The organism is Solibacillus sp. FSL R7-0668 (genome assembly GCF_038006205.1).
In the GTDB taxonomy this organism is placed as follows: Bacteria; Bacillota; Bacilli; order Bacillales_A; family Planococcaceae; genus Solibacillus.
This window is the reverse complement of record NZ_JBBOUU010000001.1, coordinates 3,829,804-3,844,434: the sequence shown is the minus strand read 5'-3', so window position 1 is coordinate 3,844,434 and position 14,631 is coordinate 3,829,804. Positions and strand designations below refer to the sequence as shown.

Genomic DNA, 14,631 nt, shown 5'->3' with positions numbered 1-14,631 from the left:
ACATTAGTGATTTAGCATACGAAAGTGAAGTGAGCAATATGAATGCTGTTTTAGTAGCGGTAGGGGTCATGCTTATTTTGAGTCTACTGCGCATCAATGTCGTTTTATCGTTAACAGTAGGGGCCATTGTTGGTGGTCTTACTGGTGGTTTAAATATAGCCGATACAATTAAGGCGTTTACGGGTGGTCTAGGGGGCGGTGCAACAATCGCACTTAGCTATGCATTACTTGGTGGATTTGCATTAGCGATTTCACGTACAGGTGTACCAGAAGTGTTAGTAAAAGCGATTTTAAAAGTAGTGCAACGTGATGGCGATACGAAAAAGAAAGGTGCAGCAAAGGCGTTAATATTCTTAGTGTTATTAGCAATGGCCATTATGTCCCAAAACTTAATTCCCGTGCATATTGCCTTTATTCCATTGATTGTACCGCCGATGCTTAAATTAATGAATATGCTCCAAATTGATCGTCGTTTAATCGTAGCGATATTAGCATTTGGGTTAATTATGCCGTATATGTTTATTCCGGCAGGCTTTGGCTTACTTTATCAGGAAATAATCGTCACACAAATGGGACTAGCTGGCCTTGAAGTAACGATGGCGGACGTTCCAAAGGCAATGGCAATTGTAGCGCTAGGGATGGCTGTAGGGCTTGTAGGCGCATTTTTTGCCTATCGTAAGCCACGCCATTATCAAGACGTAGAAGTTGAAGCATCCAATACATTGGAACAAGAAGTGAAAACACGCAACTTAGTATTTGCAGCGATTGCGTTAGTAGCTTCATTAGCGGTGCAAATTCCAACAGATTCGATGATTATCGGCTCGCTTGTGGGGATTATTATTTTATATATCACAGGGGCTCTCAAGGTGAAGGAAGCAGATGAGGTGCTTTCGGATGGAATGCGTATGATGGCATTTGTTGGTTTCGTGATGATTTCAGCCAATGGATTCTCAGCCGTTATAAACGCGACTGGAGATGTTGAGCCGTTAGTAAAAGGAGCAATGGACTTATTTAGCGGCAACGTCAGTATCGCTGTATTGGTTATGTTAGTCGTTGGTTTAATTGTTACGATGGGGATTGGTTCTTCCTTTGCAACGATTCCAATTATCGCAGCCATTTTTGTTCCGATTGCAGTAGAGCTTGGTTTAAGTGATTTAGCGATTATTTGTTTAATTGGTACAGCGGGCGTACTAGGCGATGCCGGATCACCAGCATCTGATTCAACGCTCGGTCCGACAGCAGGGCTAAATGTTGACGGACAGCACAATCATATTTGGGATACCTGTGTACCGACCTTTATTTTCTATAATATTCCGCAAATTATTTTCGGATGGCTTGCAGTGGTTTTCTTCCTATAATAATGTCGTCGCTTTCTAGAATAAGAAGGTGGCGATTTTTAGCGTTTTAGATAAGAGTAGGCAATGTGTTTTCAGAATATTTTTTTTAAGTATTTCAATCCCTTTTTGGTTGCTTTCAAGCGAATACTCTTATATACTAGATAACGGCTCAAAAAGAGCGAATGAATATATAAATAAAGAATACAACATTATTTAAAAGAATTTTGCTAAAAGACTTGCGAACTTCTTTTTTATTGTATATAATGTTGAATGTTGGTCTTTGACTGCGATGAAGCGAGAGGTTGCCGACACACCCGGCCGCTTTGCCATGGCGGTGTGACGGAGAAATTTTCGTGGAGAATGTCTAGAAAATAGGCGAGAAGGAGGGAAAGTAATGGCAAAACAAAAAATTCGTATTCGTTTAAAAGCGTATGATCACCGTATCCTTGATCAATCTGCTGAGAAAATCGTTGAAACTGCGAAACGTTCAGGTGCTGGGGTATCAGGTCCGATTCCACTACCAACTGAAAGATCTGTATACACGATCTTACGTGCGGTTCATAAGTACAAAGATTCTCGTGAGCAATTTGAAATGCGCACACATAAACGTCTTATCGACATCGTTAACCCAACACCACAAACTGTTGACGCGTTAATGAAGCTTGATTTACCATCTGGCGTTGATATCGAAATCAAACTTTAATGGTAAAAACAAATATAAAACATTTTTCAAAATTTACAGGAGGTGTGACAAATGACTAAAGGAATCTTAGGTAGAAAAATTGGTATGACTCAAGTTTTCGCTGAAAACGGAGATCTTATCCCAGTAACAGTAATCGAAGCTACTCCAAACGTAGTTTTACAAAAGAAAACTGTTGAAACTGATGGCTACGAAGCAATCCAAATTGGTTTCGAAGACAAGCGCGTTAAGCTTTCTAACAAGCCAGAACAAGGTCACGTAGCAAAAGCAAATACTGCTCCTAAGCGCTTCATCCGTGAGTTCCGCAACTTAGAAGCTGCGACTTACGAAGTTGGTCAAGAAGTCAAGGTAGAAATTTTCGCTGAAGGCGATGTAATCGATGTAACAGGTGTAACAAAAGGTAAAGGTTTCCAAGGTGCTATTAAGCGTCACGGACAATCTCGTGGTCCTATGTCTCACGGTTCTCGTTACCACCGTCGTGTTGGTTCAATGGGTCCAGTTGCTCCGAACCGCGTATTCAAGCAAAAGAAATTACCTGGTCAAATGGGTGGCAACGTTGTAACAATCCAAAACCTTGAAATCGTTAAGGTTGATGTTGAACGTAACCTATTACTTGTTAAAGGTAATGTTCCTGGTTCTAAAAAAGCATTAGTAACAGTTAAATCTGCTATTAAATCTAAATAATTCTCTGAAGAAAGGAGGAAACAGGAATGACAAAAGTATCTGTACTTAGTCAAACAGGTGCTTCAGTAGGCGAAATCGAATTAAACGATGCGATCTTCGGAATCGAGCCAAATGAAGCAGTATTATTCGACGCAGTAGTTGCTCAACGTGCTTCTCTACGTCAAGGTAATCACAAAGTTAAAACACGTTCTGAAGTTGCTGGTGGTGGTCGTAAACCATGGCGTCAAAAAGGAACTGGTCGTGCTCGTCAAGGTTCGATCCGCTCTCCACAATGGCGTGGCGGTGGTACTGTATTCGGTCCTACTCCGCGTAGCTATGCTTACAAGTTACCAAAGAAAGTTCGTCGCTTAGCTCTTAAATCAGCTTTATCAGCTAAAGTGTTAGAACAAAACTTCGTAGTTTTAGATGCGTTAACTTTTGATGCACCAAAAACTAAAGATTTCAAATCAGTATTAGCTGCATTAGAAATCAACAAAAAAGCGTTATTCGTAACTGCTGAAGTGAACGAAAACGCGATTTTATCTGCTCGTAACATCCCTGGTGTTACAGTGTTAACAGCTTCTGGAATCAACGTTCTTGATCTTTTAGGTCATGATAAAGTTGTATTCACACAAGACGCTGTGAAAAAAGTTGAGGAGGTGCTTGGATAATGGAAGCACGTGATATTTTAAAACGTCCAGTCATTACTGAGCGTTCTTCAGAAATTATGGCAGAGAAAAAGTATACTTTCGAAGTAGACACTCGCGCTAACAAAACTCAAGTTAAAGACGCTGTTGAAGAAATCTTCGGTGTTAAAGTTGAGAAAGTAAACGTAATGAACTACAAAGGTAAGTTCAAACGCGTTGGTAAATTCGGTGGATACACTAACAAACGTCGTAAAGCAATTGTTAAGTTAACTGCTGATTCAAAAGAAATCGAGTTATTCGAAATCTAATTTTTAATATATAGCAACCTTTAAGAAGGAGGGAAAACAAATGGCGATTAAAAAGTATAAGCCAACCTCAAATGGTCGTCGTAATATGACATCATCTGACTTTGCTGAAATCACTACTAATAAACCTGAAAAGTCTTTATTAGAACCGACTAAACGCAAAGCTGGTCGTAACAACCAAGGTAAAATTACTGTTCGTCATCACGGTGGCGGTCACAAGAAACAATACCGTGTTATCGATTTTAAACGTCTTAAAGACGGCATTCCAGGACGCGTTGCTACAATCGAGTACGATCCAAACCGTTCTGCGAACATCGCTTTAATTAACTATGCTGACGGTGAAAAACGTTACATCTTAGCTCCAAAAGGATTAGAAGTAGGTCAAACAATCGAATCTGGTCTAGAAGCGGATATCAAAGTAGGTAACGCATTACCATTAGCAAACATTCCAATGGGTACAACTATCCATAACATCGAAATGAAACCTGGTAAAGGTGGACAATTAGTACGTTCTGCTGGTACTTCTGCGCAAGTATTAGGTCGTGAAGGTAAGTACGTAATCGTTCGCTTACAATCTGGTGAAGTACGTTTAATCTTAGCTACTTGCCGTGCAACTATCGGTCAAGTTGGTAACGAACAACACGAACTTATCAACATCGGTAAAGCAGGTCGTTCTCGTTGGTTAGGTAAACGCCCAACTGTACGTGGTTCTGTAATGAACCCTAACGATCACCCACACGGTGGTGGTGAAGGACGTTCTCCAATCGGACGTAAATCTCCAATGACACCATGGGGTAAACCAGCTCTTGGTTACAAAACTCGTAATAAGAAAAATAAATCATCTAAATTTATTATTCGCGGACGTAAAAAATAATGTGGTAAAGCTACGGTTCGTTTCGAGAGCCGTGGTCGTATCACGAAGGGAGGTTCCTAAATGGGACGCAGCTTAAAAAAAGGGCCTTTTATTGATGATCACTTAATGAAAAAAGTGGAAGCTCAAGAGGTTTCTGAGAAAAAACAAGTTATCAAAACTTGGTCTCGCCGTTCTACTATTTTCCCGAACTTCATCGGTTTAACAATCGCTGTATACGATGGACGTAAACACGTTCCTGTATACGTGACAGAAGATATGGTAGGTCACAAGCTTGGTGAATTCGCACCAACTCGTACTTACAAAGGCCACGGTGCAGACGATAAGAAAACACGACGCTAATTTTGAGAGGAGGTAAATCCTAATGACACAAGCTAAAGCTATCGCTCGTACAGTTCGTATCGCTCCTCGTAAAGTACGTCTAGTAGTAGACTTAATTCGAGGCAAGCAGATTGGTGAAGCAGTTGCAATTTTACGTCATACTCCAAAAGCGGCGTCTCCAGTCGTTGAGAAAGTATTAAAATCTGCAGTTGCTAACGCTGAACACAACTATGAGTTAGATATTAATAACTTAGTTGTATCTGAAATCTTTGTAGATGAAGGTCCAACATTAAAACGTTTCCGTCCACGTGCACAAGGTCGTGCATCGGCAATCAACAAACGTACAAGCCACATTACTGTTGTGGTATCTGAGAAGAAGGAGGTTTAATCCGTGGGTCAAAAAGTACATCCAATAGGACTACGTGTTGGTGTTATTCGTGACTGGGAATCAAAGTGGTTCGCTGAGAAAGACTACGCTAATCTTTTACACGAAGACATCAAAGTTCGTAAATATATCGAAACTCAACTTAAAGATGCATCTGTATCTAAAGTAGAAATCGAACGCGCTGCAAATCGCGTGAACATTACAATTCACACTGCGAAACCAGGTATGGTAATCGGTAAAGGTGGTACGGAAGTTGAAAACTTACGTAAACACTTATCTAATGTAACTGGTAAACGCGTTCACATCAACATCATTGAAATCAAACGTGCTGATCTTGACGCTAAATTAGTAGCTGAAAACATCGCTCGTCAACTTGAGAACCGCGTATCATTCCGTCGTGCTCAAAAACAATCAATCCAACGCACAATTCGCGCTGGTGCAAAAGGTATTAAAACACAAGTATCTGGTCGTTTAGGTGGCGCTGATATCGCGCGTGCTGAACACTATAGCGAAGGAACTGTACCTCTTCATACATTACGTGCTGACATCGATTATGCACATGCTGAAGCTGATACAACTTACGGTAAACTAGGCGTTAAAGTTTGGATCTACCGTGGTGAAGTCCTTCCTACTAAAAAGAACTCTGTGGAAGGAGGCAAATAATAATGTTATTACCTAAACGCGTAAAATATCGTCGTGAACACCGTGGTAACATGCGTGGAGAAGCGAAAGGCGGTAAAGAAGTAACTTTCGGTGAGTGGGGCTTACAAGCTACAACTGCATCTTGGATTACAAACCGTCAAATCGAATCTGCTCGTATCGCAATGACTCGTTACATGAAACGTGGCGGTAAAGTTTGGATCAAAATCTTCCCACACAAACCTTACACTAAAAAGCCTCTAGAAGTCCGCATGGGTTCTGGTAAAGGTTCTCCTGAAGGTTGGGTAGCAGTAGTAAAACCAGGAAAAGTAATGTTCGAAATCGCTGGTGTATCTGAAGAGATCGCACGTGAAGCGCTTCGTTTAGCATCACACAAACTTCCTGTTAAATGTAAGATCGTAAAACGTCAAGAAACTGGTGGTGAATCTAATGAAAGCTAATGAAATCCGTGACCTTGCCACTTCTGAAATCGAATTAAAAGTGAAATCACTGAAAGAAGAGCTTTTCAACCTTCGCTTCCAATTGGCGACTGGTCAATTAGAAAACACAGCTCGCATTCGTGAAGTTCGCAAAGCGATCGCACGTATGAAAACTGTGATTCGTGAAAGAGAAATCAGTGCAAATAACTGATAAAGGAGGGTTTTAAGTATGACTGAGCGTAATCAACGCAAAGTTTACACAGGCCGTGTTGTTTCAGACAAAATGGATAAAACTATTACTGTTTTAGTTGAAACTCACAAAAAGCACAAGCTTTACGGTAAACGTGTAAAATACTCTAAAAAGTATAAGGCTCATGATGAGCAAAACACTGCGAAAATCGGTGATATCGTACGTATCATGGAAACTCGCCCGCTATCAGCTACTAAGCGCTTCCGTTTAGTTGAAGTTGTAGAAAAAGCGGTTATTATTTAATAACACATTTCGGAATAAAATATATTTCCGAAGGGAGGTAACCTAAGTGATCCAACAAGAAAGTCGTATGAAAGTTGCTGACAACTCAGGTGCACGTGAAGTTTTAACTATTAAAGTACTTGGTGGTTCTGGACGTAAAACTGCTAACATCGGCGATATCGTCGTTTGTACAGTTAAGAAAGCAACACCAGGTGGCGTTGTCAAGAAAGGTGACGTTGTTAAGGCTGTTATCGTTCGCACTAAATCAGGTGCTCGTCGTAAAGACGGTACTTACATCAAATTTGACGAGAACGCTTGCGTAATCATCAAAGACGATAAATCACCACGCGGAACTCGTATTTTCGGTCCAGTTGCACGTGAATTACGTGATGGCAACTTCATGAAAATCGTTTCTCTAGCTCCAGAAGTTCTTTAATTTCATGACAGTACCAATCAAGGAGGTGCGACACATTATGCATGTTAAAAAGGGCGATAAAGTAAAAGTAATTACTGGTAAAGATAAAGGTAAAGAAGGCGTTATCTTAGCTGCTTTCCCAAAACAAGACCGCGTTCTTGTTGAAGGGGTAAACATCGTTAAGAAACACGTTAAACCTAACCAACTTAACCCACAAGGTGGTATTGTATCTCAAGAAGCTGCAATCCACATTTCGAACGTAATGCTTATTGATCCAAAATCTGGCGAGCCGACTCGTGTAGGTTATGAAATCAAGGATGGCAAAAAAGTTCGTGTTGCAAAAAAATCAGGTGTAGTAATCGACTAATAGTAAAAATAAGAAGGGAGGTACAAACATGAGCCGCCTAAAAGAAAAATATTTAAATGAAGTATCACCTGCTCTTATGAGCAAGTTTGAATATAAATCAGTTATGCAAATTCCAAAAGTAGAGAAAATCGTAATCAACATGGGTGTTGGTGACGCTGTTCAAAACTCTAAAGCTTTAGATGTAGCTGTGGAAGAATTAACAATTATCACTGGTCAAAAACCAGTTGTAACGAAAGCGAAAAAATCTATCGCAGGTTTCCGTTTACGTGAAGGTCAAGCGATCGGTGCTAAAGTTACATTACGCGGTGAGCGTATGTATGAATTCCTGGACAAATTAATCTCAATCTCTTTACCACGTGTACGTGACTTCCGCGGTGTTTCTAAAAAAGCATTCGACGGTCGTGGTAACTACACATTAGGTGTTAAAGAGCAATTAATTTTCCCAGAAATCGATTACGATAAAGTTTCAAAAGTACGCGGTATGGACATCGTTATCGTAACTACTGCGAATTCTGACGAAGAAGCTCGCGAGTTATTAACACAGTTCGGTATGCCGTTCCAAAAGTAATATAAATAAGGAGGGCGAAAACGTGGCTAAAAAATCAATGGTTGTTAAACAACAACGCACGCAAAAGTTCAAAGTACAAGAATATACACGTTGTGAACGCTGTGGCCGTCCACACTCTGTATACCGCAAATTTAAACTTTGCCGTATTTGTTTCCGTGAACTTGCATATAAGGGACAAATTCCTGGCGTTAAGAAAGCCAGCTGGTAATCCCCTAATTTGGGAAGGAGGTAAATTTCATGACAATGACAGATCCGATTGCAGATATGCTTACACGCATTCGTAATGCAAACATGGTACGTCACGAGAAGTTAGAGGTTCCTGCTTCTAACTTAAAGAAAGAGATCGCTGAAATCTTAAAGCGTGAAGGTTTCGTACGTGACGTTGAGTACGTAGAAGACAACAAGCAAGGTATCATCCGTATCTTCTTAAAATACGGTAAAGATAATGAGCGTGTTATCACTGGCTTAAAACGTATTTCTAAACCGGGATTACGTGTATACGCTAAAACTAATGAAGTACCTAAAGTATTAAACGGTCTTGGTATCGCTTTAGTATCGACTTCAAATGGTTTATTAACTGATAAAGAAGCTCGCGCTAAACAAGTTGGCGGAGAAATCTTAGCATACATTTGGTAATTAGTAAGAAAAGAACGGAGGTGCAACATAAATGTCTCGCGTAGGTAAAAAGATTATTGAGGTTCCTGCTGGCGTAACAGTTGAAGTGAACGCTGAAAACACTGTTACTGTTAAAGGTCCAAAAGGCGAATTAACTCGTCAATTCAATCAAGAGATGAAAATCGAGCAAGAAGGCAACATCATCACTGTTGTTCGCCCTTCTGATTCTAAAGAACACCGTACTAACCACGGTACAACTCGTGCGTTATTAGCTAACATGGTAACGGGTGTTTCTGAAGGTTTCTCTCGCTCTCTAGAACTTATCGGTGTCGGTTACCGTGCACAATTACAAGGGAACAAGCTTGTATTAAACGTTGGTTACTCTCACCCAGTAGAGTTTACACCTGAACAAGGTGTAGAGGTTGAAGTTCCTTCGAACACGAAGATCATCGTTAAAGGTATTTCTAAAGAGCGTGTTGGTGCTTTAGCATCTAACATCCGTGACGTACGTCCACCAGAGCCATATAAAGGTAAAGGTATTCGTTACGAAGGCGAATTCGTTCGTCGTAAAGAAGGTAAAACTGGTAAATAATGCAGCTTAAATTGCATTAATATTTGAAAGGAGTGACCTCTGTGATTACGAAACAAGATAAAAATCAAGTTCGTAAAAAACGTCATGGGCGTGTTCGTTCTAAAATTTCGGGTACTGCACAACGTCCACGTTTAAACGTATTCCGTTCTAACAAGAACATTTATGCACAATTAATCGATGACGTAGCTGGCGTAACTTTAGTTTCTGCTAACTCTCAAGAAAAAGCTTTCGAGGGAATTGGTTCAAACGTAGAAGCTGCAGCTAAAATCGGTGAAACAATCGCAAAACGCGCTGCTGAAAAAAATATTACAACTGTAGTATTTGACCGTAGCGGTTACTTATATCATGGACGTGTAAAAGCTTTAGCAGAAGCTGCACGTGAAAACGGCTTAGAATTTTAATAAGAAGGAGGGACATACTTCATGAGTCGCATTGACGCAAACAAATTAGAACTTGAAGAACGCGTAGTTACTATTAACCGTGTTGCTAAAGTTGTTAAAGGTGGTCGTCGCTTCCGCTTCACTGCTCTTGTAGTAGTAGGAGATAAAAATGGTCATGTAGGTTTCGGTACTGGTAAAGCTCAAGAGGTTCCAGATGCGATCCGCAAAGCTGTTGAAGACGCGAAGAAAAACTTAATCGAAGTACCACGCGTGGGTGGAACTACTCCACACTTAGTGCAAGGTCGCTTCGGTGCAGGTTCAATCTTAATCAAACCTGCTGCTCCTGGTACAGGGGTTATCGCTGGTGGTCCAGTACGTGCTGTACTAGAACTAGCTGGTATTACTGATATTCTTTCAAAATCTCTTGGTTCAAACACACCAATTAACATGGTGCGTGCAACTGTAGCAGGTTTAACTGAATTAAAACGCGCAGAGGATGTAGCAAAACTACGCGGTAAATCAGTGGAAGAGTTATTAGGATAAGGGGGGAATTATAATGGCTAAATTACAAATCACCCTTAATAAATCTGTGATCGGTACTAAACCAAACCAACGTAAGGTTGTTGAGGCTTTAGGATTACGTAAGTTAAACCAAACTGTGGAACAAGCTGATAACGCTGCAATCCGCGGAATGATTACAAAAGTAGCTCACTTAGTTACTGTTAAAGAAATTTAATTTCAATATATACGAACAAGGAGGTGCCACCCATATGAAACTTCATGAGTTAAAACCAGCAGAAGGTTCACGTAAAGTACGTAACCGCGTTGGTCGTGGTATCGGTTCTGGTAACGGTAAAACTTCTGGTAAAGGTCATAAAGGTCAAAACGCTCGTTCTGGCGGCGGCGTTCGCCCAGGATTTGAAGGGGGTCAAAACCCACTTTTCCGTCGTTTACCTAAACGTGGCTTTACGAACATTAACCGTAAAGAATACGCTATCGTTAACCTTGATGCATTAAACCGTTTTGAAAATGGTGCAGAAGTAACACCTGCATTATTATTAGAAACTGGTATCGTGAGCAACGAAAAAGCTGGAATCAAAATTCTAGGTCATGGTACTGTAAACGTTAAGCTTACAGTAAAGGCTCACAAATTCTCTGCTTCAGCTAAAGAAGCAATTGAAAACGCTGGCGGAACTACCGAGGTGATCTAATGTTTCAGACAATCTCTAACTTTATGCGCGTTCGAGATATACGAAATAAAATCATCTTTACCTTATTAATGTTAATCGTTTATCGTATCGGGACATTTATCCCGGTACCAAACGTTGACGCTAATGTATTAAAGGCAACTGATGAGTTTAACTTAGTTGGTTTCCTTAATACGTTTGGCGGTGGTGCATTAGCAAATTTCTCAATCTTTGCGATGGGGATTATGCCGTATATCACAGCCTCAATTATTGTTCAGTTATTACAAATGGATGTTGTGCCTAAGTTTTCGGAATGGGCCAAACAAGGTGATGTTGGGCGACGTAAACTTGCTCAATTCACACGTTATTTCACGATTGTATTAGCCTTTATTCAATCTTTTGCAATGAGCTTTGGTTTCAACCAGTTCTATGGCGGATCATTGATTACAGATACTAGTATTCAATCGTACTTAACGATTGCTGTTGTGTTAACAGCCGGTACCGCGTTCTTACTTTGGTTAGCTGAGCAAATTACTGCTTATGGTGTTGGTAATGGTATTTCAATCGTTATCTTTGCTGGTATCGTAGCTGCGATGCCTAACGTAGTGAACCAAATTTATGCACAACAAATTGAGGGAGCTGGAGAGCAGTTATTCATTAACATTGTAATCCTTGCTTTATTGGTTTTAGTGCTACTTGCAGTTGTTGTTGGGGTTATTTACATTCAACAAGCGTTGCGTAAAATTCCAATTCAATATGCAAAACGAGTTACAGGGAACTCACCTAAAGTGGGTGCACAGCAAACGCACTTACCGTTAAAAGTAAATGCTGCAGGGGTTATTCCGGTAATCTTCGCGGTAGCGTTTATCATCACTCCGCAAACTTTAGCGACGTTCTTTGGCGATAATAATGTAACAGCGTTCATTACGAACACATTTGATTATACAAAACCAGTTGGGATGTTAATCTATGTTGCATTGATCGTGGCGTTTACATATTTCTATGCGTTCATCCAGGTGAACCCAGAAAATGTAGCGGATAACTTGAAAAAGCAAGGTGCTTATATCCCAGGTATTCGCCCAGGAAATGACACACAAGCTTATTTAACAAAAGTTCTTTATCGACTAACATTCGTTGGGGCAATCTTCTTAGTCGTTATTTCGGTTATGCCGATTTTATTCATTAACTTTATGAACCTGCCAGCTTCGGCTCAAATCGGGGGAACAAGTATGATTATCGTAGTCGGTGTAGCATTAGAAACAATGAAACAATTAGAGTCACAATTAGTGAAACGTCATTATAAAGGCTTTATGAAATAGTGCGGGTTTAGGAAACAGTTTCGTTTCCTTGCCAGCATAGTTTTGAAGGGGAGCATTCGTATGAATATCGTTTTAATGGGTCTTCCAGGTGCCGGTAAAGGTACTCAGGCTGACAAAATTGTTGAGAAGTACGCAATCCCACATATTTCGACAGGCGATATGTTCCGTGCTGCCATTAAAGAAGGCACAGAACTTGGTTTACAAGCTAAATCGTTTATGGATCAAGGGGCATTAGTGCCGGATGAAGTAACGATTGGTATTGTTCGTGAACGTCTTTCACAAGCTGATTGCGAAAAAGGATTCTTATTAGATGGATTCCCGCGTACAGTTCCTCAAGCTGAAGCTTTAGATAGCATCCTTGATGAATTAAAACGTCCGGTTGAGCATACTATTAATGTTCAAGTCGAAAAAGATGAATTAATCGCGCGCTTAAGTGGCCGTCGTATTTGTAAAACTTGCGGTACATCTTATCACTTAGTTTTCAATCCTCCACAAGAGGAAGGGAAATGTGACAAAGATGGTGGCGAATTATACACACGTGCGGATGACAATCCTGAAACAGTTGCAAACCGTCTCGAAGTAAATATGAACCAAGCACAACCTTTACTTGATTTTTATGAAGCAAAGGGTGTACTTACAAATATTAATGGACAGCAAGAAATTTCAAAAGTATTTGCTGATCTTGATGCTCTATTACAGGGCAGCCGCAGCTGATATCCGTCCGGGCGCTAGACAGCTTCCGCGGTATTCATGTGGAGGCAACAACGAAACATAATTTTTTGAGAGTTGCAAAAGCATATTGTGCCTGGTATATACTGCTAAGGTTGAGCACTTTTCTAGTGTGATGACATCTTGGCAACGTATAATGGGTTTCGTGGAAGCATCTGTGTAACGGGTATGATTCTCTCATCAAGACATTCCGGCTATCGTGTTAACATAAAGGGATACGGTCTCTTAAATAGAAACTGTTTTTCCATGGGTTGTGTGAAGCGAAACCAGACGAGCGTCTTATTGTACATCTCTCATGCAATCCAAAACATATGTTGAAACGAGTTGTTTCTTATTTAGTTAGGAGAAAAACAGTTGGAAGAGCTCGCATGAGTTTTTTGAAACTAACATATAGAAGGGAGACTTGGAAGATGGCGAAAGACGATGTAATTGAAGTCGAAGGGACAGTTGTTGAGACTTTGCCAAACGCGATGTTTAAGGTAGAATTAGAAAATGGGCACACTGTGCTTGCACACGTTTCTGGAAAGATTCGTATGCACTTTATCCGTATCCTACCTGGAGATAAGGTTACTATTGAGTTATCTCCTTATGATTTAACTCGCGGTCGTATCACATACCGTTTTAAATAATCTTTTGCACTCCGGACTATTAAGGAGGTTAGGTTAGATGAAAGTGAGACCATCTGTGAAACCGATCTGCGAAAAATGTAAAGTAATTCGCCGACGCGGTAAAGTAATGGTAATCTGTGAAAATCCTAAACACAAACAAAAACAAGGATAATTAATCAAGGAGGTGCACTAACGAATGGCACGTATTGCTGGTGTTGACATTCCTCGCGATAAACGCGTTGTAATTTCATTAACTTACATCTACGGTGTAGGTAAAACGACTTCTCAAAAAGTATTAGCAGCTGCAGGTATTGACGAAAGCATCCGCGTTAAAGACTTAACAGAAGATCAATTAAACCTAATCCGTGAACAATTAGCTTCATACAAAACTGAAGGTGACTTACGTCGTGAAGTTTCATTAAACATCAAACGTTTAATGGACATTGCTTCATTACGTGGTATCCGTCACCGTCGTGGTTTACCAGTTCGTGGTCAAAACACGAAAAACAACGCTCGTACGCGTAAAGGTCCTCGTAAGACTGTAGCGAACAAGAAAAAATAATTAAGTAAAGGAGGTTCCTTCTTAACATGGCTCGTAAACAACAAACTCGTAAACGTCGTGTGAAAAAGAATATCGAATCTGGTATTGCTCACATCCGTTCTACATTCAACAATACAATCGTAACGATCACTGATGCGCAAGGTAACGCGTTATCATGGTCTTCAGCTGGTGCTTTAGGTTTCCGTGGTTCACGTAAATCTACTCCATTCGCAGCTCAAATGGCTGCTGAAACAGCTGCAAAAACTTCTATGGAACATGGTTTAAAAACTTTAGAAGTTACAGTTAAAGGTCCTGGTTCAGGTCGTGAAGCTGCAATTCGTGCACTTCAAGCTGCTGGATTAGAAGTAACTGCTATTAAAGACGTTACTCCAGTTCCTCATAACGGTTGCCGTCCGCCAAAACGTCGTCGTGTGTAATGGGTGAAACTTAGGGGTATAATAACTTCTAGGTACATCATGTTACTTGTACAATAAGTCTTGTGCATTATAAAATCTATCTTAGATTAGCAA

General features: G+C 40.4%; 28 protein-coding genes. All 28 read left to right on the top strand.

Annotation, left to right across the window (positions count from 1 at the left end):
- The first annotated feature begins 38 nt into the window (after positions 1 to 38).
- The 28 genes from MKX47_RS19345 (at position 39) to rpsK (ending at position 14,538) form a co-directional block, all read left to right on the top strand.
- Positions 39 to 1,358 carry a Na+/H+ antiporter family protein gene (locus MKX47_RS19345; protein ID WP_340777392.1) on the top strand — a complete coding sequence of 440 codons (1,320 nt, stop codon included), beginning with the start codon at positions 39 to 41 and terminating at the stop codon, positions 1,356 to 1,358.
- 373 nt (positions 1,359 to 1,731) lie between these two features.
- Positions 1,732 to 2,040: a 30S ribosomal protein S10 gene (gene rpsJ, locus MKX47_RS19340; RefSeq protein ID WP_008406970.1), complete on the top strand. Its 309-nt coding sequence runs from the start codon at positions 1,732 to 1,734 to the stop codon at positions 2,038 to 2,040.
- A 51-nt stretch (positions 2,041 to 2,091) separates the two neighbouring features.
- Positions 2,092 to 2,721, top strand: coding sequence for a 50S ribosomal protein L3 (gene rplC, locus MKX47_RS19335; protein ID WP_340777391.1), 630 nt, complete (start codon positions 2,092 to 2,094; stop codon positions 2,719 to 2,721).
- Between the two features lie 26 nt (positions 2,722 to 2,747).
- On the top strand, positions 2,748 to 3,371 hold the full coding sequence (gene rplD / locus MKX47_RS19330) for a 50S ribosomal protein L4 (protein WP_340777389.1): 624 nt from the start codon (positions 2,748 to 2,750) through the stop codon (positions 3,369 to 3,371).
- Positions 3,371 to 3,655 carry a 50S ribosomal protein L23 gene (rplW, locus tag MKX47_RS19325; protein ID WP_008406966.1) on the top strand — a complete coding sequence of 95 codons (285 nt, stop codon included), beginning with the start codon at positions 3,371 to 3,373 and terminating at the stop codon, positions 3,653 to 3,655. Before rplD ends, rplW begins: the two co-directional genes overlap by 1 nt.
- 40 nt (positions 3,656 to 3,695) lie before the next feature.
- Positions 3,696 to 4,526 (top strand): 50S ribosomal protein L2, encoded by an 831-nt coding sequence (gene rplB / locus MKX47_RS19320; protein WP_340777387.1) that lies wholly within the window; start codon positions 3,696 to 3,698, stop codon positions 4,524 to 4,526.
- A gap of 60 nt (positions 4,527 to 4,586) precedes the next feature.
- Positions 4,587 to 4,865, top strand: coding sequence for a 30S ribosomal protein S19 (gene rpsS / locus MKX47_RS19315; protein ID WP_340777385.1), 279 nt, complete (start codon positions 4,587 to 4,589; stop codon positions 4,863 to 4,865).
- A gap of 22 nt (positions 4,866 to 4,887) precedes the next feature.
- The gene (gene rplV, locus MKX47_RS19310; protein ID WP_340777383.1) at positions 4,888 to 5,232 is read left to right on the top strand and encodes a 50S ribosomal protein L22; all 345 of its coding nucleotides are present in this window, start codon (positions 4,888 to 4,890) and stop codon (positions 5,230 to 5,232) included.
- A gap of 3 nt (positions 5,233 to 5,235) precedes the next feature.
- A complete protein-coding gene (gene rpsC / locus MKX47_RS19305; protein ID WP_340777380.1) occupies positions 5,236 to 5,892 on the top strand; it encodes a 30S ribosomal protein S3 in 657 nt (218 codons plus the stop codon).
- Between the two features lie 2 nt (positions 5,893 to 5,894).
- Positions 5,895 to 6,329, top strand: coding sequence for a 50S ribosomal protein L16 (rplP, locus tag MKX47_RS19300; protein ID WP_066542810.1), 435 nt, complete (start codon positions 5,895 to 5,897; stop codon positions 6,327 to 6,329).
- Positions 6,319 to 6,519, top strand: a complete 201-nt coding sequence (gene rpmC, locus MKX47_RS19295) for a 50S ribosomal protein L29 (RefSeq protein WP_004233646.1) — start codon at positions 6,319 to 6,321, stop codon at positions 6,517 to 6,519. The genes rplP and rpmC overlap by 11 nt, the downstream gene beginning before the upstream one ends.
- An 18-nt stretch (positions 6,520 to 6,537) precedes the next feature.
- Positions 6,538 to 6,801 (top strand): 30S ribosomal protein S17, encoded by a 264-nt coding sequence (rpsQ, locus tag MKX47_RS19290; protein WP_241370750.1) that lies wholly within the window; start codon positions 6,538 to 6,540, stop codon positions 6,799 to 6,801.
- A gap of 46 nt (positions 6,802 to 6,847) precedes the next feature.
- Complete coding sequence (gene rplN, locus MKX47_RS19285; RefSeq protein WP_008406955.1) at positions 6,848 to 7,216, top strand: 50S ribosomal protein L14; 369 nt, start codon at positions 6,848 to 6,850, stop codon at positions 7,214 to 7,216.
- Positions 7,217 to 7,253: 37 nt separating this feature from the next.
- Positions 7,254 to 7,562, top strand: a complete 309-nt coding sequence (rplX, locus tag MKX47_RS19280) for a 50S ribosomal protein L24 (protein WP_340777377.1) — start codon at positions 7,254 to 7,256, stop codon at positions 7,560 to 7,562.
- A 28-nt stretch (positions 7,563 to 7,590) separates the two neighbouring features.
- A complete protein-coding gene (gene rplE, locus MKX47_RS19275; RefSeq protein WP_340777374.1) occupies positions 7,591 to 8,130 on the top strand; it encodes a 50S ribosomal protein L5 in 540 nt (179 codons plus the stop codon).
- 22 nt (positions 8,131 to 8,152) lie between these two features.
- Complete coding sequence (locus MKX47_RS19270; RefSeq protein ID WP_108714275.1) at positions 8,153 to 8,338, top strand: type Z 30S ribosomal protein S14; 186 nt, start codon at positions 8,153 to 8,155, stop codon at positions 8,336 to 8,338.
- Positions 8,339 to 8,367: 29 nt separating this feature from the next.
- Positions 8,368 to 8,766, top strand: coding sequence for a 30S ribosomal protein S8 (gene rpsH / locus MKX47_RS19265; protein ID WP_340777371.1), 399 nt, complete (start codon positions 8,368 to 8,370; stop codon positions 8,764 to 8,766).
- Between the two features lie 31 nt (positions 8,767 to 8,797).
- Positions 8,798 to 9,337 (top strand): 50S ribosomal protein L6, encoded by a 540-nt coding sequence (gene rplF / locus MKX47_RS19260; protein WP_340777369.1) that lies wholly within the window; start codon positions 8,798 to 8,800, stop codon positions 9,335 to 9,337.
- A 41-nt stretch (positions 9,338 to 9,378) separates the two neighbouring features.
- Complete coding sequence (rplR, locus tag MKX47_RS19255) at positions 9,379 to 9,738, top strand: 50S ribosomal protein L18 (protein ID WP_340777367.1); 360 nt, start codon at positions 9,379 to 9,381, stop codon at positions 9,736 to 9,738.
- A 21-nt stretch (positions 9,739 to 9,759) separates the two neighbouring features.
- On the top strand, positions 9,760 to 10,260 hold the full coding sequence (gene rpsE, locus MKX47_RS19250; RefSeq protein WP_099425582.1) for a 30S ribosomal protein S5: 501 nt from the start codon (positions 9,760 to 9,762) through the stop codon (positions 10,258 to 10,260).
- A gap of 13 nt (positions 10,261 to 10,273) precedes the next feature.
- Positions 10,274 to 10,453: a 50S ribosomal protein L30 gene (gene rpmD, locus MKX47_RS19245; protein WP_008406936.1), complete on the top strand. Its 180-nt coding sequence runs from the start codon at positions 10,274 to 10,276 to the stop codon at positions 10,451 to 10,453.
- 34 nt (positions 10,454 to 10,487) lie between these two features.
- Positions 10,488 to 10,928, top strand: a complete 441-nt coding sequence (rplO, locus tag MKX47_RS19240; RefSeq protein WP_340777365.1) for a 50S ribosomal protein L15 — start codon at positions 10,488 to 10,490, stop codon at positions 10,926 to 10,928.
- The gene (gene secY, locus MKX47_RS19235; protein ID WP_340777363.1) at positions 10,928 to 12,223 is read left to right on the top strand and encodes a preprotein translocase subunit SecY; all 1,296 of its coding nucleotides are present in this window, start codon (positions 10,928 to 10,930) and stop codon (positions 12,221 to 12,223) included. The genes rplO and secY overlap by 1 nt, the downstream gene beginning before the upstream one ends.
- Positions 12,224 to 12,283: 60 nt before the next feature.
- Entirely contained in the window at positions 12,284 to 12,937 is a 654-nt protein-coding gene (locus tag MKX47_RS19230) for an adenylate kinase (protein WP_340777361.1), read from the top strand.
- A 425-nt stretch (positions 12,938 to 13,362) separates the two neighbouring features.
- Positions 13,363 to 13,581, top strand: a complete 219-nt coding sequence (gene infA / locus MKX47_RS19225) for a translation initiation factor IF-1 (protein ID WP_016839390.1) — start codon at positions 13,363 to 13,365, stop codon at positions 13,579 to 13,581.
- 37 nt (positions 13,582 to 13,618) lie between these two features.
- A complete protein-coding gene (gene rpmJ, locus MKX47_RS19220) occupies positions 13,619 to 13,732 on the top strand; it encodes a 50S ribosomal protein L36 (protein WP_000868344.1) in 114 nt (37 codons plus the stop codon).
- Between the two features lie 24 nt (positions 13,733 to 13,756).
- On the top strand, positions 13,757 to 14,122 hold the full coding sequence (gene rpsM, locus MKX47_RS19215) for a 30S ribosomal protein S13 (RefSeq protein ID WP_340777359.1): 366 nt from the start codon (positions 13,757 to 13,759) through the stop codon (positions 14,120 to 14,122).
- 26 nt (positions 14,123 to 14,148) lie between these two features.
- On the top strand, positions 14,149 to 14,538 hold the full coding sequence (gene rpsK, locus MKX47_RS19210) for a 30S ribosomal protein S11 (protein WP_340777357.1): 390 nt from the start codon (positions 14,149 to 14,151) through the stop codon (positions 14,536 to 14,538).
- Positions 14,539 to 14,631 lie beyond the last annotated feature (93 nt).